Annotated in this window: 24 protein-coding genes; 13 read left to right on the forward strand and 11 right to left on the reverse strand. The window is 47.5% G+C overall.

The window, feature by feature from the left end; translation table 11 throughout:
• Positions 1–3: 3 nt before the first annotated feature.
• The 4 genes from ACFORK_RS06985 to ACFORK_RS07000 all read right to left on the reverse strand — a co-directional run bounded on the left by ACFORK_RS06985 (position 4) and on the right by ACFORK_RS07000 (position 5439).
• Complete coding sequence (locus ACFORK_RS06985) at positions 4–264, reverse strand: helix-turn-helix transcriptional regulator (protein ID WP_379196988.1); 261 nt, start codon at positions 262–264, stop codon at positions 4–6.
• 111 nt (positions 265–375) lie between these two features.
• Complete coding sequence (locus ACFORK_RS06990; protein ID WP_379196990.1) at positions 376–702, reverse strand: hypothetical protein; 327 nt, start codon at positions 700–702, stop codon at positions 376–378.
• An 857-nt stretch (positions 703–1559) separates the two neighbouring features.
• Positions 1560–3650, reverse strand: a complete 2091-nt coding sequence (locus ACFORK_RS06995; RefSeq protein WP_379196992.1) for an ABC transporter ATP-binding protein — start codon at positions 3648–3650, stop codon at positions 1560–1562.
• Between the two features lie 40 nt (positions 3651–3690).
• On the reverse strand, positions 3691–5439 hold the full coding sequence (locus ACFORK_RS07000; protein ID WP_379196994.1) for an ABC transporter ATP-binding protein: 1749 nt from the start codon (positions 5437–5439) through the stop codon (positions 3691–3693).
• 481 nt (positions 5440–5920) lie between these two features.
• On the opposite strand from ACFORK_RS07000, the gene ACFORK_RS07005 reads away from it, so the two are divergent.
• Positions 5921–6238 carry a HesB/YadR/YfhF family protein gene (locus ACFORK_RS07005; RefSeq protein ID WP_379196996.1) on the forward strand — a complete coding sequence of 106 codons (318 nt, stop codon included), beginning with the start codon at positions 5921–5923 and terminating at the stop codon, positions 6236–6238.
• Positions 6239–6444: 206 nt separating this feature from the next.
• Here ACFORK_RS07005 and ACFORK_RS07010 read toward each other — a convergent pair whose 3' ends face one another.
• The gene (locus tag ACFORK_RS07010) at positions 6445–6960 is read right to left on the reverse strand and encodes an ADP-heptose synthase (RefSeq protein WP_379196998.1); all 516 of its coding nucleotides are present in this window, start codon (positions 6958–6960) and stop codon (positions 6445–6447) included.
• Between the two features lie 127 nt (positions 6961–7087).
• Between ACFORK_RS07010 and ACFORK_RS07015 the strand changes: the two genes are divergently transcribed.
• From ACFORK_RS07015 to ACFORK_RS07025, 3 genes are all read left to right on the forward strand, one after another.
• Positions 7088–8836 (forward strand): ABC transporter ATP-binding protein, encoded by a 1749-nt coding sequence (locus tag ACFORK_RS07015; protein ID WP_379197000.1) that lies wholly within the window; start codon positions 7088–7090, stop codon positions 8834–8836.
• A gap of 173 nt (positions 8837–9009) precedes the next feature.
• Positions 9010–9528: a sigma-70 family RNA polymerase sigma factor gene (locus ACFORK_RS07020; protein WP_379197002.1), complete on the forward strand. Its 519-nt coding sequence runs from the start codon at positions 9010–9012 to the stop codon at positions 9526–9528.
• Positions 9521–10450, forward strand: a complete 930-nt coding sequence (locus ACFORK_RS07025; protein WP_379197004.1) for a DUF4179 domain-containing protein — start codon at positions 9521–9523, stop codon at positions 10448–10450. Before ACFORK_RS07020 ends, ACFORK_RS07025 begins: the two co-directional genes overlap by 8 nt.
• A 1434-nt stretch (positions 10451–11884) precedes the next feature.
• On the opposite strand, the gene ACFORK_RS07030 is transcribed toward ACFORK_RS07025, so the two are convergent.
• Both ACFORK_RS07030 and ACFORK_RS07035 read right to left on the reverse strand, forming a co-directional pair.
• On the reverse strand, positions 11885–12328 hold the full coding sequence (locus ACFORK_RS07030) for a DUF441 domain-containing protein (RefSeq protein WP_379197006.1): 444 nt from the start codon (positions 12326–12328) through the stop codon (positions 11885–11887).
• Positions 12329–12351: 23 nt separating this feature from the next.
• Positions 12352–13332 carry a YpdA family putative bacillithiol disulfide reductase gene (locus tag ACFORK_RS07035; RefSeq protein WP_379197008.1) on the reverse strand — a complete coding sequence of 327 codons (981 nt, stop codon included), beginning with the start codon at positions 13330–13332 and terminating at the stop codon, positions 12352–12354.
• A gap of 226 nt (positions 13333–13558) precedes the next feature.
• Here ACFORK_RS07035 and ACFORK_RS07040 point away from each other — a divergent pair, with 226 nt between their 5' ends.
• Positions 13559–14155 carry a DUF2087 domain-containing protein gene (locus ACFORK_RS07040; protein WP_379197010.1) on the forward strand — a complete coding sequence of 199 codons (597 nt, stop codon included), beginning with the start codon at positions 13559–13561 and terminating at the stop codon, positions 14153–14155.
• 120 nt (positions 14156–14275) lie between these two features.
• Positions 14276–14725 carry a DUF3939 domain-containing protein gene (locus ACFORK_RS07045; RefSeq protein WP_379197012.1) on the forward strand — a complete coding sequence of 150 codons (450 nt, stop codon included), beginning with the start codon at positions 14276–14278 and terminating at the stop codon, positions 14723–14725.
• 139 nt (positions 14726–14864) lie between these two features.
• Here ACFORK_RS07045 and ACFORK_RS07050 read toward each other — a convergent pair whose 3' ends face one another.
• Together ACFORK_RS07050 and ACFORK_RS07055 are read right to left on the reverse strand one after the other, a co-directional pair.
• Complete coding sequence (locus ACFORK_RS07050; RefSeq protein WP_379197014.1) at positions 14865–15161, reverse strand: phosphatidylinositol kinase; 297 nt, start codon at positions 15159–15161, stop codon at positions 14865–14867.
• Between the two features lie 107 nt (positions 15162–15268).
• Entirely contained in the window at positions 15269–16177 is a 909-nt protein-coding gene (locus ACFORK_RS07055; protein ID WP_379197016.1) for an aldo/keto reductase, read from the reverse strand.
• A 201-nt stretch (positions 16178–16378) separates the two neighbouring features.
• Here ACFORK_RS07055 and ACFORK_RS07060 point away from each other — a divergent pair, with 201 nt between their 5' ends.
• Together ACFORK_RS07060 and rsgA are read left to right on the forward strand one after the other, a co-directional pair.
• Positions 16379–17050 (forward strand): HAD family hydrolase, encoded by a 672-nt coding sequence (locus ACFORK_RS07060; RefSeq protein WP_379197018.1) that lies wholly within the window; start codon positions 16379–16381, stop codon positions 17048–17050.
• A 438-nt stretch (positions 17051–17488) separates the two neighbouring features.
• Positions 17489–18589, forward strand: a complete 1101-nt coding sequence (gene rsgA, locus ACFORK_RS07065; protein ID WP_379197020.1) for a ribosome small subunit-dependent GTPase A — start codon at positions 17489–17491, stop codon at positions 18587–18589.
• Positions 18590–18853: 264 nt separating this feature from the next.
• On the opposite strand, the gene ACFORK_RS07070 is transcribed toward rsgA, so the two are convergent.
• Positions 18854–19480, reverse strand: a complete 627-nt coding sequence (locus ACFORK_RS07070; protein ID WP_379197022.1) for an FMN-dependent NADH-azoreductase — start codon at positions 19478–19480, stop codon at positions 18854–18856.
• Positions 19481–19709: 229 nt separating this feature from the next.
• On the opposite strand from ACFORK_RS07070, the gene ACFORK_RS07075 reads away from it, so the two are divergent.
• Positions 19710–19847, forward strand: coding sequence for a hypothetical protein (locus ACFORK_RS07075; protein WP_379197024.1), 138 nt, complete (start codon positions 19710–19712; stop codon positions 19845–19847).
• A 121-nt stretch (positions 19848–19968) separates the two neighbouring features.
• Here the strand turns inward: ACFORK_RS07075 and ACFORK_RS07080 are convergent, their stop codons facing one another.
• The gene (locus tag ACFORK_RS07080) at positions 19969–20208 is read right to left on the reverse strand and encodes a hypothetical protein (protein WP_379197026.1); all 240 of its coding nucleotides are present in this window, start codon (positions 20206–20208) and stop codon (positions 19969–19971) included.
• Positions 20209–20379: 171 nt separating this feature from the next.
• Here ACFORK_RS07080 and ACFORK_RS07085 point away from each other — a divergent pair, with 171 nt between their 5' ends.
• The 4 genes from ACFORK_RS07085 to ACFORK_RS07100 all read left to right on the forward strand — a co-directional run bounded on the left by ACFORK_RS07085 (position 20380) and on the right by ACFORK_RS07100 (position 24052).
• Entirely contained in the window at positions 20380–21033 is a 654-nt protein-coding gene (locus ACFORK_RS07085; protein WP_379197028.1) for a hypothetical protein, read from the forward strand.
• Between the two features lie 319 nt (positions 21034–21352).
• On the forward strand, positions 21353–22375 hold the full coding sequence (locus tag ACFORK_RS07090; RefSeq protein ID WP_379197030.1) for an ABC transporter substrate-binding protein: 1023 nt from the start codon (positions 21353–21355) through the stop codon (positions 22373–22375).
• A 27-nt stretch (positions 22376–22402) separates the two neighbouring features.
• Positions 22403–23182, forward strand: a complete 780-nt coding sequence (locus ACFORK_RS07095) for an ABC transporter ATP-binding protein (protein ID WP_379197032.1) — start codon at positions 22403–22405, stop codon at positions 23180–23182.
• A 90-nt stretch (positions 23183–23272) separates the two neighbouring features.
• On the forward strand, positions 23273–24052 hold the full coding sequence (locus tag ACFORK_RS07100; RefSeq protein ID WP_379197166.1) for an ABC transporter permease: 780 nt from the start codon (positions 23273–23275) through the stop codon (positions 24050–24052).
• The last annotated feature ends 81 nt before the right edge of the window (positions 24053–24133 follow it).

Below are 24133 nucleotides of genomic sequence, written 5' to 3' on the forward strand. Positions count from 1 at the left end.
ATACTATATCCCTTCTTTCTCTGGTGATGTTGCTTGGCTACTGTCAGTTCCTTGTGGATGAAAAGAAAAAATCTCTTCCAGCGGCAGCTCAAACACTTGAGCAATCAGAAACGCCAATTCGAGCGAAGGGGAGTACTTCTCCTTTTCAATAGCAACGATGGTTTGCCTTGTCACGCCGACCCGATCGGCCAATTGTTGCTGAGTCATCTCATGATTCATAAATCGTAATTGCCGTATATTATTCTTGACCAAGTTTTTCTTCATTTCAAAATCCTCTCTGATAATAGAAGATGTAGGACAGATTCAAGACAAGTCCGGAAAGGAAGACGTCCACTGCCAGGATATTAAACATAACCGAGAGAGGTTGATGAATCGCTAGTGCGCCCATGGCGGCAAAAAAACCAAAGGAAAACATAAAGCAAAGTTTCTGACCGCTTTCAACTCAATCATTCGATCCCGTTCATCGGCAAAGGAAGGCTCTGCCTCTCGTGTAGTTAATCTGTTCAAAATATTGAAAACAATCAGAATCACCATCTTCGCTAAAACCTCGATTACGATCCATTTCAAAAAGAAGGCTCCCCAAAGCTGTGGCAGAGATTCGACTCCTGCAGAACTCGTCCCCTGGATATCGATAAAAAGATAGAGGAAGACAAGAAGGGAGGTGAGGATGGATACGATTGCTTTTTTGGGGTGATACGTCATGAGTCATCTCCTATGTGTATGTTTTATTTAACATGATGTAAAGAATTATATACATAAAATATAGTTAACTTCACTTCGTGTCAAATATTTTTTACATTGAAGAGTGTAGTGCTCTATTTAATTCCTATATAGGACGCATAAAAAACACAACGTAATCTCTCGCAAGTGGCTCCGATGTTTATACGGTGAATTTCTTGTGCTTATGGTCAAAGTGATCCCTTGGTCCATAAGGATTCCACTCCTTCAGGTGCCAAGTGCTCCCGAAAAACTCAACTTCACGCTATAGGGCGTTGTAATAACTGGAATGGCTTAGACTGTTGAGAAAGTAGTTGTTTTGAGAAAATCCATAATTAAACCTTTGATTTATGTACCTATCTCTAAATCAGTATTTGCTTCTTGCTCCATCTGGTAACGGACCTCAGATACGTTATTTCCTAACAACCGACCGTAGCAGAAAATAACGGACTCCAGAGACGGTATGAGCAGAAATCTTGTGTGAAATCCACTGTTTGGGAGGAAATAGCGGCACCTGAGTCCGTTACATGTTCCAGAAGCTGCTTGATGGGCAAATAACGACGTTAGGGTCCGTTAGCCCATCGTAAGCCCCCATGCATGAGTTTCAACCTTCTGAAGCAGTGGTTTTGGCAAGCGCTAATGATGAAATTGAGCCTGATTAATAGAGCTATTTTGATCAACAATCGTTGAGGATGTTGTCCTAGACTTAGGCGATTATTCCGGTGTAGAGTGGACGTAGAATCGCTGTGTGCTCTCCAAATTCCTATCTGTTAAACCGCTTCTATTCGCTGAACTTAAGAAAAAAAGCCCCCTCCGCCAAAAAGGCAAGGGGGGCATGAAGATTACATTTTCTTGAATGCTGGCAACCCGGCAGCAGAAGCCTGGTGTCCTGCACCTGCTGCAACTGGATTTGCGTTTTCGGCTGCGGCAGCACCAACCTGGAGCTGATACATGCGGAAGTATCTTCCGCCGAGTGCCATTAATTCATCATGATTACCGCGTTCCACGATCTCCCCGCGGTGCAGCACCAGGATCTGGTCTGCGGAGCGGATCGTCGAGAGACGGTGGGCGATGATGAAGGTGGTACGGCCTTTCTTCAGGACTTCCAGCGCTTCCTGGATAATGCTCTCCGTCTCGGTGTCGATGTTGGAGGTCGCTTCATCCAGAATCAGAATGGCCGGATCGAAGGACAGTGCCCGTGCAAAGGAAATCAGCTGACGCTGTCCGGCAGACAACGTACTGCCTTTTTCAACTACCGGTTCGTCGAAGCCTTGCGGAAGATGGGCCAGCAGTTTATCTGCGCCTACCTCACGCAAAGCACGTTCCACACGCTCTCGTGAGATGCGTTCATCTCCGAGACTGACGTTGGAAGCTATGGTGCCAGTGAAGAGATACGGATCTTGCAGAACGATCCCCATATGGTTACGGATCCACTGCTTCGGAAGACTTGTAACTTCCTGGCCATCAATCGTGATGGAACCTTTCTGCGGATCATAGAAACGGAACAGCAGGTTAATGATCGAGCTTTTACCGGAGCCTGTGTGTCCGACGAGGGCGACAGTCTCACCCGGACGAGCCTCGAAGGAAATATCGCGCAGGACAAAGTCTTTTTTGTAGGCAAAGGATACATTCTTGAAGGCCACATCGCCTTTGTAGCGAGGCATGGAGCCGTCGGTCACAGCTTCTCCCGGTTCATCCATCAGCGTGAATACACGACCGGCGGAGACCATGGAGCTGTCGAGGTTTGCCAACTGGTTGACCATACCTGTGATCGGCTGGAACATTCGGCCCAGCACATCGACGAAGGCGTACAGCACACCCAGCGAGACAAATGTCGAGCCATCCAGACTGCCAAAGCCAAAGTACCAGAGGACCAGTACAAAGGACAGACTGCGGATCGAGTTGACCAGATTGTGCGAGGTCAGCGCATTGAGGTTGAGCATTTTGTTCTGATACTTCAAGTAATCGTCGTTCAGCTTCTCGAACTCTTCGCTGCGCTCCTTCTGACGGCGGAAAATTCGGATGATCGACATCCCCTGAATGGATTCGTTGATAATGGCGTTGATCTCGCTCAGACGGGAGCGGATGATCGTGTTGTACTTAGTCGCCACCTTCCGGTAGATAACAATCCAAAGAATCAGTGCTGGAATAATGAAGAGACTGACCAGTCCAAGCCGGACATCCAGCAGGAACAGCGCGATATAGACACCAATAATGTTAATCACACCGGTACTGAAATTGGATAACACGGCGATAAACAGGTCCTTGATAGCTTCCGTATCGTTTGTGACCCGGGAAACGACCTTGCCCGCAGGTAGGTTGTCAAAAAAGTGGACCGGAAGGCGTTGAATATGCGCATAGACATCGGTCCGCAGCTTGCGGATGACCTGGTTGGCTGACGATTGCAGCCAGTAGGTTTTTCCGAATTCCGCCAAGATGGAGATCAAGAGGAACAGGGCATATAGCCCTACCAGCTCATAGATCCCCGGCAGTTCGGGTTTGTAGAAAGCAAACAGCTCATCTACAGAAAGCTTAACTGCCGGATAGGTAACCTCATTCCCGCCGCGTACGATATGAAGCTCGCCGTCACGGAAGGTACGTTCGCCATCGGGCTGCTCTACAGGACTATTGATAAAATAGAAGCTGCGCCCAGCCTGCAACAGACGGATTTCCTGGCCTTTGGCCTCGCCTGGCTGGAAGCGGTCGGCGCGTTTATAATACTCGTTATGATAGACCGCGGCTTCTTCCGAAGAAGTGGTTTTGAAATACGGCTTCTCAATCGCCAGCATATGATTGTCGATCATGCTCTTGGCGATGAAGGGGCCGGCAAGCTCGGCCGCAACGCCGATGGACAGCAGCAGCAAGGCTGCGATAAATGTTTTTTTGGCGGTTAATGCATATTGGAGCAGGCGTTTGCCTGTACTTTGTGTCAACGATGACACCTCCTGTTAGTTGGTCTGTAGCTCAGGCTGATTAATTGGATAGGTTATTTTCGATCTGTTGACGATCATATTGTTCACGGTACCAGCCGTTTAATTCAAGCAGCTCTTGGTGTGTTCCCCGTTCCGTAATATGTCCGTTGTCCAGCACGACAATTTGATCGGCGTGTTCGACGGCGGAGAGACGGTGGGTGGAGATCAGGGTTGTTTTACCGGCACGCTCTTGCCGGATGTTCTCGATAATCTGTGCTTCTGTCCGTGCATCCACAGCGGACAGAGCATCATCCAGAATCAGAATTTCAGGATTAGCGATGAATGCTCGGGACAGCGAGACACGCTGCTTCTGTCCACCGGAGAGGGATACCCCGCGTTCACCGACCAGCGTATCCAGCCCGTCGGACAAGGTGCCGAGGTCATTCTGGAACGCAGCAGCCGTGATGGCGTCCATAATCTTGTCATCGCCAGCATTCTCCAGTCCGAACTGGATGTTCTGGCGTACACTTTTGGAGAACAGGATTTGTTCCTGTGGAACATAGCCCATCCAGCTGTGCAATTGGTCCAGAGTGATCTTCTGAATCGGCACACCGGAGATCAGAATGTCTCCGCTACCGGTTGGATATTCATGCAGAAGCTGCTTCAGCAGTGTGGATTTACCGCTACCGGTCCGCCCTACAACGCCGAGCGTCTGTCCGCGTTCAAGCGACAGGTTGATCCCGACTAGATTATCAATGGTGGATGAAGGATAACGGAAGGTCACATTTTTCAATTCAATGCCGTTAGGTCCGGCTGCAACGTCTACAGGGTTCGGAAGATCAGTTACATCTGGCTTGGTTCCCGTGGTTTCGTCAATACGTTCCAGGGAGGCGCCGCCGCGTTGCATTATGTTGATCAATTCGCCAATGGCGAACATCGGCCAGACAATCATCCCGAGATACATATTGAAGGAGATCAGATCGCCGAGTGTGATCTGGTTGCGGAAGACCAGGTAGATACCGTAGGTGAGTCCAATAATATAACTCAAACCTACGCAGAAACGGATGGTGGGCTCAAAGAAGGCATCGACCCGGGCTACGGCCATATTTTTGCGGTATACATCTTCTGTGATGTCAGCAAAGCGCTTCTCATCTAGGCGTTCCTGAACATAAGCACGAATTACGCGTACACCGGAGACGGATTCCAGAACCTGGTCATTCATATCACCAAAAGCATCCTGGGCCAGACTATACCGGTCATGTATGGCTTTACCGTAGAAGACCATGGCTATTGCAATGAGTGGCAGCGGCAGTACGGCGGCTAGTGTAAGCTTCCAGCTGACCAGAAATCCCATCGCCAGCAAGACAACGGTAAGATATACAGTGGAATCTACAAGGGTCAGCATGCCGAATCCTACAGTGGCAGAGACAGCACGGATGTCATTGGTTGCCCGGGCCATAAGGTCGCCGGTGCGGTTGCGTTCGAAGAACGAGGGGGTCATGGTCATCAGATGATTCATGAACCGGGAACGCAGCAGACGCTCTACAAGGTTGGAGCCACCGAATAGTTTGTGCATCCATATGTACGTGATCCAATAGATAAACAGCAGCAAGGCGACGATCAGACCAATGTACTTGATTAGGGAGCTGGCCGTGACAGAACCGCGGACGATTTCGTCAATGGCATTGCCGAGCAGACGAGGTGGCAGAAGTTCCAGCACACCTACTGCGATAAGCAGGAAAAGGCCGATCATGTAGCGCCTTTTTTCCCGGCGGAAGAACCATCCGAGATTTTTAAGAACAGAGAACAAGGTAAATCCCTTCCTTTCGGGTTTGTAATAAAGTCGGCAATTGGGTACAGCGAATAGTGGAAAATCTCCAACAAAAAAGGTATATCATCCGACAACGGACGATATACCTGTGTAATTAGAGGCTATCATGCGCACGGTGCAAAGCAGCACCTGGCATGGAAAGATTTTCGTTACCTGAAGATATGCGATACACTTAATCCGCAAAGATTCAGGAGGGTTCCACCATTTGGGCTGCTTCGGTATTCGATTGTGTATGGTTGCCGACAATTGTAAAGTAATCGTACTGTACTTTGATAAACACCGCTCTCACCCTTTCGTTCGTTTTTTTTGGTAATAACTTGAAGACAATTCGTTATGTTCAGAGTTTATCACTCGGTTCAAGACGTTGTCAAACAAATTTTTTTATCTTTTTTTTCAAAAGCAGTTTGGAATCTTTGATTATTTTCAGTATGATTAAAGTTACACAAAGGAGTTGAGAGAGATGAGTATGGCAATCAGCCAAGCTGCGGCAGCGTGGTTCAAGAGAGAACTGGCGCTTAACAACGGAGACTCTATTCGTTTATTTCCCCGGTATAGCTCGGGAGGCGGCCTTCACCCTGGATTCTCACTAGGGCTAGCCACCGAAGCCCCTGTAACGCCGGGTGACCGGATTGAGCAGGAGGGCATTGTGTTCTTTATGGAGGAACAGGATTTGTGGTATATGGAGGGGTACGACCTCGCCATTGAATACCATGAGGCTGAGGATGATATCGAATACAACTATAAAGCAAAGAGCGCGTCCACTGAGCCTCAGAAGTAGTGCCAACGTAGACGTTAGAAGAAGACTGCTCTCAAGTAGAAACGGCTTTGCCGTCCTCTAAGGGGCGGTATCCGTTTCAGCGAGAAATATAAGGATGATTTATAGCGTAGAACATATAAATTCTTATATTTTCAAAAAGCCCCTGCCGAGGCAGGGGCTTTTCATATGGAATATGGAGATCAGTCCGAGAAGTTACCCTGGATCAATCAATGGGAGCTGCGGAAGGAATCTTCCTCCATGGCAAAATCAAAATCGTCAATATCGAACACCTGAACCGGGACGCCACCTTCGATAATCCGCTGGATTAGCTCGAACTGGTCTGTCAGAATAGGCACATTCTCCCGCTGAGAGGAGAGAAGCAGCTCCGTCTCAATCGGGTCGAACATCTCGCCGTATGGAGCGGTGTCCACGCTATTGATGATGGTAATCTGCGCTTGTTCGCCCAGAAGAATCCCGGAGCTTTTAGCCCAAGGTACTGCGAGGCACCGATTGATCTTCTTGGCATTGAGTGGTTCTTCAAAATATGCGATCAGCTCGCCGATCTTGCTCTTGACATGTTTGTCGTCATCCGCCCGGTTCATCAGCGGCTCATCGCTGTCCCGCAATTCATATAATTCTATCACTGAGGTGTAGGGAACTATGTATTCCACAGGGCTTCCCGGCACTAGAAGTTGACCGTAAATCGCCATCATGACGGCTTCCGTCACAAATTGTCTAGACATCATTATCCTCCTGAATTTCGGGTGCTGCTTATCCTACGATTGGACATAGCCTTATAAAAACATTGTAGAGAGCAAAAGTCAACATCACCATGCAAACACTAGCTAGAGAGAAAGGACACCCCCAACTGTGAAGTACTGGAAATCTTATTATACCTTTGTACGTCCATATATGAAATGGATCATTCTCACGCTTATCATAGGGATGATCAAATTCAGCATTCCGCTGACACTTCCTATTATTCTAAAATACGTCGTGGATGATCTTTTGATGAATCCGCTGATGACCGTTAACGAAAGAGTGTCACAATTAATGATGATCCTGGGCGGCGCCTTTGTCTTGTTCGTTATCGTCCGCGGTCCGGTGGAATATTACCGTCAGTATTTTGCCCAGTTAATTACCAGTAAAGTGCTGTTCGATATGCGTAACAAGCTGTATGCCCATCTGCAGCGACTGTCACTACGTTACTATCAGAACACCAAAGTAGGCGAGGCCATCTCCAGATTTATCAATGATGTGGAGCAGACGAAGAATCTGGTGGAGGTCGGCATGATGAATGTCTGGCTGGACATGTTCACGCTGATCTTCGCTCTGGCGTTCATGTTCTACTTGAATCCGGTGCTGGCCCTGGTCTCCATTGCGATTCTGCCTCTGTATGGTATTGCTGTGAATACACTATACAAGCGGCTCAAGATCCTGACCAAAGACCGCTCGCAGGCTCTGGCTGGCATTCAAGGCTATCTGCACGAGCGCATTCAGGGGATCTCCGTGATCCGCAGTTTTACGATGGAGCGAGTGGACCAGAAGAAATTCGAAGGCATCAATGCCAATTTTCTGAACAAAGCGCTGGCCCAGACGCGCTGGAACGCGTTCACTTTTGCCATCATCAATACCTTAACCGATATTGCACCATTGCTTGTGATTGGGTACGGAGGCTATCAGGTTATTCAGGGCCATCTAACGCTCGGCACCTTTGTTGCTTTCTTCGGTTATCTGGACCGGATGTATGCACCGCTTCGGCGTCTGATTAATTCCTCCACGGTTCTGACCCAGGCCTCGGCTTCATTAGAGCGGGTGCTGGAGCTGCTTGAGGAGCCTTATGATATCGTCGATGAGCCGGGTGCTAGAGATCTGGCTGAAGGATCGGGTGCGATCGATTTCCGTAATGTCTGGTTCAAGTACAGCCCGGTAGGCGATTGGGTGTTAAAAGATATTGATCTGTCCATTAAGCCAGGGCAGACGGTGGCCTTCGTCGGTATGAGTGGTGGCGGCAAGTCATCGCTGATTAGCTTGATTCCGCGTTTCTATGACGTCACAGAAGGGAGCCTTCGCGTTGACGATCAAGATATTCGGAGCTTGACACAGGAGAGCCTGCGCGGCGCTGTCGGCATGGTTCTTCAAGACAACTTCCTGTTCAGTGGTTCGGTCCGTGAAAATATTCTATTCGGCAATCCGCAGGCATCTGAAGAGAGCATTATCGCGGCAGCGCAGGCAGCCAATGCTCATGATTTCATCATACAGCTGCCACAGGGATATGACACGGAAGTGGGCGAGCGGGGCGTGAAGCTGTCCGGCGGACAGAAGCAGCGGATTGCGATTGCTCGTGTTTTCCTTAAAAATCCCAAGGTGCTCATTCTGGATGAAGCCACATCGGCATTGGATCTGGAGTCGGAACATCTGATTCAGCAATCGCTTCAGTCGCTGGCTTACCAGCGGACGACTTTGATTGTCGCCCACCGGCTGTCTACGATTACCCATGCCGATCAGATTGTTGTGCTGGAGAACGGAGCAATTACGGAAAGAGGCACACATGAGCAGTTGATGGCATTGGACGGAAGTTATGCCCGGCTCTTTAATGTTCAGCGATTGGACGTTTAATTCAGGCAGCAATGATCTGATCAGATTGCGTAGAAGAGAGTGGCGGTGGTCTCGGAAGAGACACCGCTTTTTCTTTTTCAGATAGCATCAGAAAAAGTTTTTTGAGTCCTTGCGTCTTTTTGGGAGGGCTACACGTCTAATTGGTGTACACGTTAAGAAAGGAAGTGAGCAGCATGAACGTTGAAGTACTGGCTGAGCGGGCAATTGCCGGCGATGAAGACAGCTTCACCACCCTGATCGAGGGCATGCAGGAGCGGATTTACAGAATGGCATTTTCTTATGTCAGGAACAAGGATGAGGCGCTGGAGATTGTCCAGGAGACAGTCTATAAAGCCTATATTTCCATTCATAAATTGCAGCAGCCGCAATATTTTGCAACCTGGCTCACCAGGATTGCCGTGAATTGTGCACTCGATCATATCCGTAAATCCCAGAAAATCATCTACATGGAGAAAGAACCCGAAGGCAGCTATGTTCCCGGACAGAAGGAAGAAATCATTGACTTGCACGAAGCGCTAGACGGGCTGGATGAAAAGTCGCGGATGGTGATCGTGATGAGGTATTTTGAGGACTTGCCGCTGAAGGATATTGCGGAAATCCTGGAACAGCCCCTGAGTTCGGTTAAATCGGTCCTCTACAGAGGACTAGAGAAATTAAAAATCAATCTGGAGGAGAGTGAGCATCTTGGATAAGCAACTGGAAGTGATGCAGCAGGCATATAACGATATTGAAATTCCCCAAGAGCTATCGGCCGCTGTCCATAAGGGGATCGAAAGAGGCAAGCAGCAGCGGCGCAAAAGCAGTGTGGTACGGCGGAGCCTGAAGTGGGGCGGTTCAGCAGCGGCGGCGGTGCTGATTTCTTTTACTATAAGTGTGAATACAATGCCAGCCTTTGCAGGAAGTCTGGAGCAAGTGCCTGTGCTTGGCAAGCTGGTGGAGGTGTTGCAGTTTACCCACGGAAGCGCGGGTGGCGGCACGATCCAGGACGGGGTGGATGTGGACTTTATTGCCTTGAAGACACAGGGCGAGCGTGAACAATTGATCATGAATTTTGCCAGCCCGGATGAAGAGCAGACACTGGCGAGTTCGTATAACGTTAAGTTTACAGAATATCCTTACACGATGACCATTTCGGTCAGCGGCGCGAGAAAATTCTCGGCTGCCAAAGACTTGGAGACGCTGAAGAAGAGCCGTTTTGTAGAGGATGCCTATCCGCTCATCACGCTCGATGACTCCGCCATTCGGTTTAATGTAACTTTCAAAGAGCCGGTCGCCTACGAGGTCAAAGAATACAAAGATCCTGCGCAAGTGGTGATTACATTGAAGCAGGGAGTAGCAGAGAAAGAGGCGCCTGTGTATTCGCTGCGGACACCTTCCCAGCCTGTTGGAGAGACGCTTGGGATTGCCGAAGAAATGCTGTTTGGGGTAGAGGGATTGCGGATGCTGAAGGATCAGAAAGGACTGTTCCTGGTGGAAGCAGGGTATTACCCGACGGAGGAAGCTGCGCAGGAAGCCATGAAGCAGATTCAGACAGAGCATGGCTATGCAGAACCGCTGATTGTGGAGAAAAGAATGGCAGGCGAGCTACCGCATTCGATTTCTGCTGATCAGTAAACTGTGTTGCTCAGCTAATCTGGGCAATGCCAGCTTAAGCTGGCAAATGCATTTGCAAATTTACCGAGACACTGCAGAAAGAATCCATATATAGATATAAGTTTCGGAGAGATGCACAAACATATAATTTCACGAGTTTGGAATGAAGATATAACAAGAAGCTGCTAAACACAAAACAAAAGAAATTATACAAAATATGAATTGAAGGTCTACATGAGCCTTTGATTCATATTTTTTTATCTCTATAGACTGAATAAGCATAACTAAACTCAAGTTTAAAGTTATTAAACCCAGGAAATACCTTTCAAATGGATTAATAAAAATACAGACGGTAAATACGATTATTCCCAAAGAAAAAAAGCGCCTTATCAATTTCAAATTTCTTTTTGTCAATAAACTCAACGCACACCCCTCCGTTTAGCCTATTTCGAATCATAGAATAATTGGCTAGAAGTAATAGATTATATATAATGAACTTAAGAATCCAACGTAAAGGCTCGGCGCTACTAGGGTGAAGTTTAGTCATCGAGAGGTTTTCTTTCTTCGTACTGCCGGAAATTCCAGAATGCCCTGCTTTTTGCTGCCAGACTAGGTTCCAATCGTGGTACATAACTTATTTTACGCCATCTTTTTTCCAAGATGTAATTAACGGCATTTTTGTACCTTAAATAGCTTGCAATAAAGGATTTGTGGGAATTAAGTGCAATTTTGTACCTTAATTCCTCCCATAAAGGGCTTTTCAGCTTACTTTTTCGAAAATAAGGTACGATAATGCTCTTATTTTACTTATTTACCCTTAATTGATGAAAATAAGGTGCAATAATGCACTTATTTTCCTTGTATACCTCTGCTCTACGAAAATAAGGTATAATAACCACTCATTTTCCCTGTATATCTCTACTCAACCAATATAAGGTGCAAAATGCTATAAGCAGAGGAAGGAGAGTCATTTTCATGGCTAAGAGTGGTACAGGGGATGGGGAATTGGCTACTTAAAGCCCTAACTTCATCTCCCTCTGTATTAAGTTTTTTCTTGCAAATGCTCGCACATCCGCAGGATATTTCTCGGCTGAATAGCGACCGATCCCTCGGTATGGTCTTCAGTATGGTCTTCAGTATGGTCTTCAGTATGGTCTTCAGTATGGTCTCAGTATAGTCGTCGGTATAGTGTTCAGTATGGTCTTTTTCATGGCCTCTGTACAGTTCTCTATTTGATCCTCTGCATGCTCTTCTGTTTGAATCTTAATATCACTTAATCATACAGATCATTTCTAACCAACCGATAAAAGTCCGCTCTCTATAAAGCTTTTGCCAATAAACGCAAAAAACTGCTTCAACTACTGAAGCAGTTTTTTTGTGCGTTCATGAAAAGCAGATGAAATAAACGAATTTAAAAGCCGTCTAATGGACGAATTCCCGCTCGTTCCGTGTAAACTACATTTTGCCGATCAGCAGCGACAGAATTCCCGCAGCGATCAGTGGGCCGACCGGTACGCCTTTGAAGACTGCCACTCCGATGACCGTCCCGATCAGGAGACCGGCGACAACGGTAGGCTGGTTACCCATCAAGGTGGCGCCGCGTCCGCCAAGGTAGGCCACAAGGATGCCGATACCGATGGCAGCGAGCGACTTCCAATGCAGGAAGGACTGGCCGACTGTCTGCAGAGAGATTTTTCCACTGGCCAGTGGTGTCATGACGCCGATTGTTAGGATGATAATCCCGATGGTGAGTCCGTTTTTCTCCAGCCAGGGGAAGGCCTGATGCAGCCCAAGTACCCTTATTAGCAGTAAAACGACCATCGCAATGGTGACAGGCGAATTATTGCTGACAATACCCAGTGCAGCCAGTCCCAGCAGCAGCAAAGAGGTCATGTCCATCGAAGCTTCAACTCCTTGTCTGATTACCTTGACTTTGAAAGGATATGATCTACGATCAGCTTGCCATGTCCTCGTCCAGTCTCAATGAAGACTTCATTGGCATTGCGCCCGGAGGCAATCACTCCTGCTACGTAGATTCCAGGCACCGTGGATTCCATAGTATCAGGGTTGTATACAGGTTTATCCAGATCGTCATTCATAGCTGCACCTGCCGAAGAGAGCAGGGCCCGGCTTGGTTTAAAACCGGTTAGCGCCAGGACAAAATCATTGTCGATGACATTAGTCTCGCCATTATGACCTGTAATCAATACTGAATCTGGCTTGATTTCTGTAACACGGGACTGAAGATGCAGCCGAATCTTTCCTTTTTGCACCATACCTTCGAAGATCGGCCGAACCCATGACTTAATATTGTCCGAAATGCTGTCTCCGCGATAGACCATATCTACGGAGGCGCCCACACGCATCAGCTCAAGGGCCGCATCTACAGCCGAGTTACTGCCACCTATGACGGTAACCTTCATCCCGGTGTAAGGATGTGCTTCTCCGAAGTAGTGAGTAACCTTGGGCAGCTCCTCGCCAGGAATACCAATCATATTGGGTTGGTCAAAATAGCCGGTCGCAATGACAACATGCGCTGCTTTATGACTGTGCTGCTCGCCGCGCATATTGGAAGTATGTACGACAAACGTTCCATCTTGAAGTGTTTCAATCGACAGCGCTTCTTCATAAGCGGCGATTTCCACGCCATACTGCTCAGCGGCCCGGCGATAGTAGACAAGCGCCTCATGGCGATAAGGCTTATCGTTCGGCGAGGTGAACGGTACATCACCAATTTCCAGAAGCTCTGCCGTACTGAAAAATTGCATATTGGTGGGATACAAATAAATAGAATGGACAATGAAGTTCTTTTCAATAATGAGGCTGGACAGACCCTGACGCTGGCATTCAATAGCTGTCGAAAGCCCGCAGGGACCGGCCCCGATGATGATAACATCTTTCATGTAGCTGGTAACCTCCCGTGAAATCCTATCTTTTTATACTGCATAACGAACCTGGCAAAAAGCCGGACCTCTAAATCCTACTCCAAATTCAAGTTTTTTTCCATAAGGACAAAAAGTAAGCGCTTTTATGTTGCTTGTATATTATAGAATGGTGTATAATTAGATATATATCTAAAGTAATTTCAATCTTGCCACCAGGATCTAAATGTCATAAGGAGTGTATCTCGTGCAGCTGGACAAAATCGTTAATTATCATAAGGCTTTGGCCGACCCTACCCGCCTTCGCATGTTGCTCTTGTTATCACAAGGAGAAATGCACGGACATGCGCTGGCTGAGAAGCTGAATCTATCCCAGCCGACGGTTACCCATCATGCCGCCAAATTGCGTGAAGCTGCGCTGATCAAAGAGCGGCGCGACAAGAATACAGTATTTTTCAAGCTGAATCCTGAGTTTATCAGGGAGAATGCGGAAGCTTCTTTGGAGTTTATTTTTGCAAAAGGAGCAAGAGCTATGGAAGAGCAGTCACCTGAGAACAGCCTCAAAGAGTCGGTTATCCGCAATTTTTTCGCCAAAGACGGCCGCTTGCGGCAAATTCCGGCCCAGTACAAGAAGAAGCTGATTGCGTTGCAGTATATTGTGGAGAAGCTGGAGCCTGGTGTGGTGTACACCGAGAAAGAGATCAATGAGTTCATCAAGACATTTCATGATGATTTTGCTACCATCCGCCGAGAGTTCATCATGCATCAGTTTATGTACCGGGAGAATGATAAGTACGAGCTGAATCCGCCGGAGATGTGGACACATTGGGAATATGTCAAATAAATGTCTCCAAATGATAAGATTATGTGAAACTTGGACATAAAACGATTTAAAGGCTTGGGAATTGCATAAAATGGAATTGTAAGCGTTATCTATTACATGCATTGAAAGGAGACTTTCGGTATGATATTTAAACGCGCCAAAAAAGCATCCCCGACCATCGTTGTAACTCTGCCGCAGATCAAGCAGGCTGTGCGGCAGTTTGAAGCCGATATGCCGGACCCGATCAATCGCACTGTTCTGATCAATGATGACAAAAGCATTGACACGAGCCGGCTCAAACGCTATTTGGGCGGTGTTCCGGAGCAGCAGTTCTTTATGTCTCGTGAAACCTTTGAGATTTTTGAGGAAAAAGACAAGCTAATTCCTTATTATTTGGACATGGTTCAATCCGCAGTGGACAATTATATTAGCGATACCGGCAAGTTGCCACTACTTGAAGATGCCTGGCTGCCTGAGGTCCACTACCGGCTGCTGTCAACGGAAAGGTATCTTAAGGAAACCCCACCTTTTCCACTGTATATCACGGAAGAGGAAATGATGCTTACCCACAGAGCGGAGCATTTCAAGTAAGGGGGGGTGAAGGGGTGAGCAGGGGGTTAGAAAATGAAGACTGTCTTGGATGAAGGGAAACTAACACCCTTTTCCAAGACAGTCTTTTTGTGCGAAGATATGGATCTGTTGATAAGGGCAGGTTACGCCGCTTTGCAGATCAAATAAAGAAGGGAAGCAGGAACAGGTCGCTGACACCGAAAAAAGGAATCCGCCGTGAAATAAAGCGTCTTCTTGGGAAGAATCCAGGACGGAAGCCGAATTGTCTGTAATTAGAGCCTTGTGCAGGCATTCCGTTGGCCTGATTCATGATTTCGCCCGTCGGTATTGCCAGTGTAATATAATCCTGATCAACGTGAGCAATAAATCCGTCATGGGATTGACCGTCTGTCGTCACGATCCCAACATATTTATTCACACAGTTCCAGCTGATTTGTTGAATGTTTTGCGTTTCCATAATAATTACCCTCCCTAAGAAATACCCATCTGGATTTGAACTCCTGACATTAGTCTATGGACTGTAACCCAGAACGACCACGGTATTCGCCTATAGGATAATAATTATTAACGATGCTGTGTATATTGATTGGCCTTGCTAACCGTCCGCAGTGCATTCAGTGTCTCCTCAGAGAGCTGTGGGCTTCCGGCGGCCGATACATTCTGCAATAACTGTTCCTGACTACTCGCCCCTGGAATGATCGTTGCTACAGAAGGGTGGGCCAAAGGATAACGCAGTGCCGTTTGAGTCAAAAGGGAGCCATCACCGCTCTGCTGTGTCAGCTTGTCATGAAGTGCGAGTAATGTCTCCCGGTCATAGTCCAAATAGTTCTTGTCTGCTTTGGCCCGGCCTCTCGCAGTCAGAATTCCCCCGGCCAGCGGCCCTCGGGCGATTAGACTTATATTATGCTGGGCTAGCAGTGGAAGAATCTCCTCCTCCGGGCGCCGGTCCAAGATGCTGTATTGACTCATAACACTGACAATATTGGAGCGTTTTACATATTCTCTGATCACATTGGGACGGATAGAGGAGATGCCATAGTAACGGATTAAGCCCTCCTGCTTCAGCTCCTCGAATGCCTCTATCGTTTCATCGATAGGGTCCTCGATTGTTCCGCCGTGCAGCTGATACAGATCGATGTAGTCTGTCTGCAATCTCCGCAGACTGTCTTTAACTGCTGATTTGATATAGGCCTTGGAAGGGTCCCAATCCCAGCCTTCCTGACCTGGCTTCCTACGGTTGCCCACCTTGGTGGCAATAATTACGTCTCCGCGGCGGTGGCGAACGGCCTGGCCTACGATTTCCTCGTTTCGGCCTGCATCGTACAGATCGGCGGTATCCAGGAAGTTGATGCCCTTCTCCAGAGCTTCATGAATGAGATAGACGCCTTTGGCTTCCTCTGTTCCGAGGGACATGCAGCCGAGTCCAATTTCGCTAATATATAATTCTGATGTTCCAAGCTGATGTTTGTTCATCCTAGGTTTCCTTTCTGTTGACAGATTGACCTTTATTATATCGCCTTCAAGTCTAGTCGGACAAATCCAAGAAGTGTTTTGTTATCGGTTGATGAGACCCTATTCTTTTCAGAAAAGGATAAGGCGTGATATAGTTTTAGCTGTGAACCTATAAACAGGTTGCTTGTACGAGAACACAAAATCTAGTGAATTGGTGAGCTTATGACAAAAATACAAGGCTTGTTGTTTGATCTTGATAATACACTTATGGACCGTGATCATACGTTTCGCAGCTTCAGCACCCAGTTTGTGCGACATTTTCTGGGCCATTTATCCCCAGAAGAGATGGACAATGTGATTCGGGATATAATCATAAGGGATGCTGACGGTTACAGGGACAAGGATGGTTTTTTTGCCGAACTGAGCGAGGTACTGCCTTGGGAGACGCCCGTTTCTGCCGCCCACATTCGCACTTATTATGATGAAAGCTACAGTCACCATGGGGCGCTGATGAAGCATGCCCTGGAGATTTTGGAGCATTGCCAGAGTCGTGGTTATGTGCTAGGACTGGTGACCAATGGGAAAAAGCATATTCAGGATGGTAAAATCGACAAGCTGAATCTGCGCAGCTTCTTCAAAACGATCGTGATTTCAGGAGAGGTCGGAATCAAGAAGCCCGATCCAGCTATTTATCAGCTGGCGCTGGAACGTTTGGGAACAGGTGCTGATGAGACGCTGTTTATCGGGGATCATCCGGTCAATGATATTTGGGGTGCTGGTAAGGCAGGGATCGGGAGTATCTGGCTGCGCCGCAATCACCCTTGGGATGATGGTCTTGAAGGTGGTCCGTGGAAAATCATTGACGAGCTTGATGAGCTGAAGCAGATTTTGTAAAATAAAAATGCATTATAGGTTGACAATTGGGATATAATGCGTTTATGATAACAACAGATTATTTCGGAAGGAGACGATGAATATGACAGCATACACAAATGTTTCGACGGTTGTAATTGTTGTAGATACGTGTCTTCCGGGAACAGGTGCTGTTCAGTAAATTCTGATACAGCTTAGCGGGTAAGCTCTTCTAATGCTTATTAGCGCCGTCGGGGACCGTATTGGTTCCGGCGGCTTTTTTGCGTGCAAATATACTGAACCCTGACTCTTATTAAGAGTGTGGTTTATTCTGTATTTGTAATTGTACAGCCAGACTCTGCGCTTAAGCGGGGGATTCTGTACCAGACGCCGCCGGAACCTTGGTTTCGGCGGTTTTTTATGTTCCCGGAAAACGCACAGGATAATAAAAATATGGATACAGAATCTAGGAGGCAATACATGAATATTGAACAATATGGTTGGAATGAAAGCTGGATGAACAAGTGGAATCAAGAATGGAATACACAGGAAGATGGTAAAAGCTATGTACCCGGGCGGATTGTGGGCGACTTCGGCAGCAAATACCGGGTACTTGCGGAGACTGGCGAGACCTGGGGGGAACTGGCGGGGAAGTTCCGGCATTCTCTTTCTGAGAAGGGGGAGTTTCCGGCCGTTGGCGACTGGGTGGTCCTGGCTATGCAAGATGATGGTGCCCATGCAGTCATCCACGGTGTTCTTCCTCGGCATAGCGTGATTTCACGCAATGTAGCTGGCAGCACCCAGGATGAGCAAATCGTTGCGTCTAATGTCAATACCTTATTCCTGGTCAGCGCGTTAAACAACGATTTTAATGTCCGGCGGATGGAGCGGTATCTTATTATGGCCTGGAACAGCGGAGCCAACCCGGTAATCCTGCTGACCAAAGCAGATTTGTGTGAAAACGCGGAAGAGCAAATCGCCGATATGGAAAGGGCGGCGCCGGGCGTTCCCGTGTATGCCGTCAGTGCCTTGCTGGATCAGGGGCGTGAGAAGCTGCTTCCGTATATCGGCAGCGGTCAGACGGTTGCGCTTACCGGCTCGTCGGGCTGTGGAAAGTCGACGATGGTTAACTGGCTTAGCGGAAAGAATCTTCAATTGACGCAAGGTGTTCGCGAAGACGATAGTCGTGGCCGGCATACTACAACGCACCGGGAAATGTTCGTACTGCCAGATGGCGGTATTATCATCGATACTCCGGGAATGCGGGAACTGAAGCTGTGGGATGATGAAGGTGGATTAGATCTCGCCTTTGGGGATATCAGCGAATGGGCTGCATCTTGCCGATTCAGCAATTGTAGCCATGAGCGGGAAGAGGGCTGCGCGGTACTGGAAGCAGTCCACAGTGGACAGCTGGATGAGAAGCGGCTGCTCAACTACCGCAAGACTCAGCGCGAGCTGCAATTCCAGAACTCGAAGGAAGCTAAAGCCAAACGAAAGGTAGCATCAGGGACAGGAAACTCCAAAACAAGCCAGTCGCGGACCAGAGGCTACGGATGGCGCAAAGAATTAGACGAATATTGAGTGTTATATAAGCAGAATTTAAGAATCATCATATTTCACGAATCGACCAACTCCCTGTCCTGGCGGGGAGTAGTCGGTTGATAGCTAAAGATTCGTAAGTTCACTCTACATAACGACAAAACCTCCCGTTTCCAAAAGGAACGGGAGGTTTTGTCTAACCTATATATAAATAAAGGTCCGGTTAACGTGATTTTAGATCGTTGTTGATTCTAGTTGTTCTAATCGTAGCGGCAAATGTTATAACCAGACCTTTAGAACGATAGCTTAGAACGAAGCAGCTACAGTTTTTGCAGTTTCCAGACCTTTAGCAATAATCTCAGCGGCTTGCCCAGGAAGCTGGCTGTGACCTTCAACGATAACTTGAGTGATATCTTGGATACCCCAGAAACCAAGGTTGTTAACGATGAAGTTAACGGCCATTTCAGCACCTGCAGCAGGACCTTCGGAATAAATTCCACCTCTGGCATTCAACACAACTGCTTTTTTGCCACCCAGAAGACCTTTAGGACCTTCAGCAGTGTATTGGAATGTTTTACCTGCTTGGTTCACGTAATCGATGTATGTGTGAAGTACAGCGGGTACAGTCATATTCCATAGTGGGAAAGCGAATACGACTTTGTCAGCTGCGATAAATTGATCCAGGTATTTGTTTACCAAAGCTGCACCAGCAGCTTCTTCAGGCGTAGCTTCATAGCCTTGGTTGGCTTTGTAAACGCCAGTGATCAAAGTATTGTCGTAGTAAGGGAGCTGTTCAGCGAACAGGTCAAGTTCAGTAATTTCATCTTGTGGATGATTTTGCTTGTAGCTCTCCAGGAATTCGTTGTACAGCTGGACGCTGACCGCTTGGTCGGCAGGACGGTTGTTTGCTTTGATGAATAGGACATTAGACATGATGATTGCTCCTTAAATGTATGTTGGATACTTACTGAATATAATATAGCACTTGTAATTAAGTTTGTAAACATTAATATATATAAAATAAATTTAGTGTCTGAACAGCGAATACATGCGTTTAGGAATATGTAGAGAGGGTATATAGGAGTACGAAGGGGAAAAGGAATAAAATTCCTGACACGAGAAGAGTCTGATAAACAAGAAATGAATAAAAGGAGCGATTGACATGTCCATTGACCGTTTTATTATTAAGAAATTGGACAGCTGTCACGAAGAACACACACGTCTAAATCTAGTCGAGCTGTTCAAGCTTCGTATACAAAAGGCCGAAAAGGCGGAAGAAACAAAGTACAAAACCAGCTAAACCGTTCTATTCAATAGTTAAAAGGTAGTCGGTTGTTTCAGCAATAGACAGGCATATCCCTTCAGGCGAAGAGGCGTATGCCTCTTTGAGTTGTCTGGATAATAAAAAAACTATCCCTCTATTAATAGAGGGATAGCGCCAATGAATCATTTTCACTGTAACTGTGCAATATAGCTTCGGAGCCTTTAATTTCAATACTGATCAGAGAATTCAAGCATTTCTGGAGGGCACTTTTGCCTTTTTGAATTTTGAGATCCAAGGTGCTGTTGAGTAACCGGAGCACTTTTTGAGTCGGCTGTTTATTTTCTGTTGTGAAATACACAGGTACAAGTTTGTTCTGAAATGTTATAACCATTCTCATTTGGAATCCACCTCGCTACAAGTATTTCATAGTAATGATAATACTGGGTGTTTCTTAATTTTACCTTAAAATTAGCTTATGATAACATAAAGATTACTAGTTTTATTTCTTTATGTAGTGTTTTTTGATTTAATTATGATCAGTGGAGTAATAAAGGAAGGATATAATGATGTGAATGAAAAGGAAAGAGTGATCCTGGCCCGTTTTCTGTTTCCAGAGCAGGCGATGAGTGGTGATATTGAGAAGATATTGAACAAGGCAGCTGCAGGATCTCGGCTGTGCCGGCTGCAGTACGTCGAAGCGGGTCTTAAAAGAGATGTTTGCTTGCTGGTTCATAGGGATACTACATGGATTTTTTGTCTGAGAACACCTGGATTGTCAAGCTGGGAGTTAAGAGAGCCTGCAGCGGTGCGTCAGGCCTGTATCGATTTACTAAATGGTTGCGGAGATTCTGAAAGTGATAGCCAGACGGCGCCCGCTATGTTGCTGTCCAGGAAGAGATTCGAGGAGATCAGGGAAGAGGCGGCAACCCTTCCGGGACATATCCTGTCAAATTTACTGGAGGAAGCAAGCGGTGATGTCATGAACGCGACCCGATTAGCCAGAATCATGAAAAAGTACACGTCCAAGGGTGAATTGCGGCTTTGCATGCATTATCCCGGCGGCTGGAAGACCCAGTATGCTTCCTATATCGCCGATCCATCCGGCGCATTTGTGCTGCGTATCGGACGTGGAACTGAAGATTGGATGATTGCTGCTCCAACGACCAAAGCGGAATTCTGCAACGCTATCACACAATGGGTTCTGAAGGCGGCGCCAATCTGACGCTGCGACCAGCACGGGAACTATGAAGCCCGGAGCCCGCATCAAACCTTAGCCAAAATACGCGTAAGCAAATACAGTGACACACATCAGGCAGGGCCGATACTTTGGTTCCGGCCATTTTGGCGTTTTCTCATGAATCTCAAAGTCTCTCAAACATAGTTTCCATGTTTTTCAAAAAAATGAGTATCCGCCAATGTACCTATTTTTACTAGGTTTAGTACCTGTGCTCCGGAGCATCGTGGTCTTCTTAACCATTCTTTAGGCACCCGCATATGCTGCAAGCAAGGGCGAAAGACCCGGTAAGAAAGGAGAATGAAGGATGAATAGAAGAAATAAACACTCGTTGTTGTTCTTGATCATCGCTCTGTGTTTGTCCGTACTTGCCGGCTGCGGGGGCGACCCGGCGTCGGTGAAGGTGAAGATCGGCGAGGTGACCCGTTCGGTGTTCTATGCGCCTGAGTATGTCGCGCTGTCACAGAATTTTTTCAAGGATGAGGGTCTGGAAGTGGAGCTGCAGACCATTCCTGGCGGAGACAAGACAATGACGGCTCTGCTCTCGGGAGCGATTGATGTGGCGCTTGTTGGCTCCGAAACTTCAATTTATGTATCCCAACAGGGAGCCGATGATCCGGTGATCAACTTTGCACAACTTACTCAGCGGGACGGAACCTTTCTCTTTGCTCGCAAAGCTTCAGGGCAGTTCAAGTGGGATGATGTGAAGGGATCTGTTTTTCTCGGTCAACGAAAAGGTGGCATGCCGCAAATGGCCGGCGAATTTACGCTGAAGCAGAAAGGTATCGATTCCGCCAAAGATGTGAAGCTGATTCAAAATATTGATTTTGCCAACATTACCGGTGCCTTTGCTTCTGGAACGGGGGACTATGTACAACTGTTCGAGCCGCAGGCTTCTATCTTTGAGCGTGAAGGACGGGGTTCTGTTGTAGCTTCATTCGGGGTGGAGAGTGGTTACTTGCCGTACACAGTCTTCATGTCCAAGAAGAGTTATATCAGCAAAAATAGCGACACGGTCCAAAAGTTCACCAATGCGATCCAGCGGGCTCAAACTTGGGTGAAGGAGCATAGCCCGGAGCAGATTGCGGATGCGGTACTGCCGTTTTTTGACAAGATAGATCGGGATATCGTGATCTCGTCGATTAAGCGCTACAAAGAGCAGGATACGTATGCGACAGATCCCATCATTGACAATAAAGAGTGGAATAACCTGCTGGATGTTATGGAAAATGCCGGTGAGTTGAAGGAACGTGTACCCTTAGACAAAATTGTGAATAACCGATTTGCTAAAAAATCCCGGGACAGTCTCGCAGGTCAATCCGGTAAATAAAGATGGGCTGGAAAGGAGAAGGTGGATATGCTGCCGGTAGTGGAATTAAAAGGAGTCACACATGCTTACTTGGGCGAACGGGAAGCTTCTCTGGCTGTTGAAGACCTGAACCTCAGTATCGTTAGTGGAGAATTCGTCAGTCTGGTTGGACCTAGTGGCTGTGGTAAAACAACGCTCCTCTCGATTATTGCCGGATTATTGCAGCCATCTGAAGGAGAGGTCTCCGTCTATGGCCGTCCCATCCATAGCCCTTCCCCTGACATCGGCTACATGCTCCAGCAGGACTATCTGTTTCCCTGGCGCAGTATTCTTGACAATGCCCTGTTAGGGCTAGAATTGACCGGTAATCTTAATGAGGAGAACCGCAGAAAGACCATGGAGCTGCTGGGAGACATGGGGCTAGCGGGAAAAGAGAACGCTTATCCATCAGAGCTCTCCGGCGGCATGCGGCAGCGCGTAGCGCTCGTGCGTACCCTGGCCACAGACCCCGGTTTGCTTCTACTGGATGAACCGTTCTCGGCGCTCGATTACCAAATCAAGCTGCAGCTTGAAGATCTGGTGTCGGAGACGCTGCGCCGCCGCGGGACGACAGCGATCCTGGTTACTCACGATCTCTCTGAAGCGATTGCGGTCAGCAACCGGGTGATTCTGCTGGAACCAAATCCGGGAAGAATCCGCAAGGTGTTCACCGTACCGGAGTCTATCCGTGAGGTTCCGCCTTTGTATGCACGGGATCAGCCGGGCTTTGCAGAGCTTTTTCATGAGGTGTGGAAAGAAATAGAGCAGGCGGGGAGCAAGTCAATTTAGGGATGTAACGCTGAACGTAAGGAGGGAACGCTTGTGGAGCAATCGGAAATATCCGGGATCGCAGCTTCCCGCGAATCATGGCTGCGGCAGATGCACAGCGTATTTAGGCAAGAGAAACGACGAGAGAAAAATCGGGTTTTCGCGGTCCGCACCAGCCTGCTGCTGGTGTTCTTTGCCCTCTGGGAAGTCAGTGCACGGCTGGGCTGGGTCGATCAACTATTGTTCAGCTATCCGAGCAAGGTGTTCCGGCAAATCTGGGGCGATATGGTTAGCGGTAGTCTCTGGCCGCATTTGGGAATCACGGTTGGAGAGACTGCGGCAGGCTTCGTGCTAGGAACGCTGCTCGGTACACTGCTTGCGGTTGTGATCTGGTGGTCGCCTTTTTTATCCGCTGTACTGGATCCGTATATGGTCGTATTCAACAGTATGCCAAAAGTAGCGCTTGGTCCAATCTTTATTGTGATGTTTGGTGCCGGGTTCACAGCGATAGTAATGACTACGTTGTCCATCACGATCATTGTAACTACACTTGTTGTCTATAATAGCTTCTGCAGTGTCGATCCCAATCTGGTCAGGGTAGTGCGGTCATTCGGCGGCACACGGGTGCAGGTCTTCTTCAAGGTTATTCTGCCTGCTTCGTTCCCTGCTATTGTATCTACGCTGAAAGTGAATGTTGGCATGTCTTGGGTAGGAGTCATTGTAGGTGAATTTCTGGTCGCAAAATCAGGTCTTGGTTATCTCATTATCTACGGCTTTCAAGTCTTCAACTTTACGCTGGTGATGTCGAGTCTGCTCATCATTGCAGCGGTCGCAACGGCTATGTATCAACTGGTTGTTTATGTGGAGAAGCTACTGTTAAATCGGCGTTAAAAAGGCGATGACAAGTTGTGCCCTTCAGGAAAATCTTGTACCATGACTATATTATCTGTACTTTAATTAAGAAGCGAAAGT

This window comes from Paenibacillus sp. GCM10012306, from assembly GCF_042649265.1.
In the GTDB taxonomy this organism is placed as follows: domain Bacteria; phylum Bacillota; class Bacilli; order Paenibacillales; family Paenibacillaceae; genus Paenibacillus_AQ.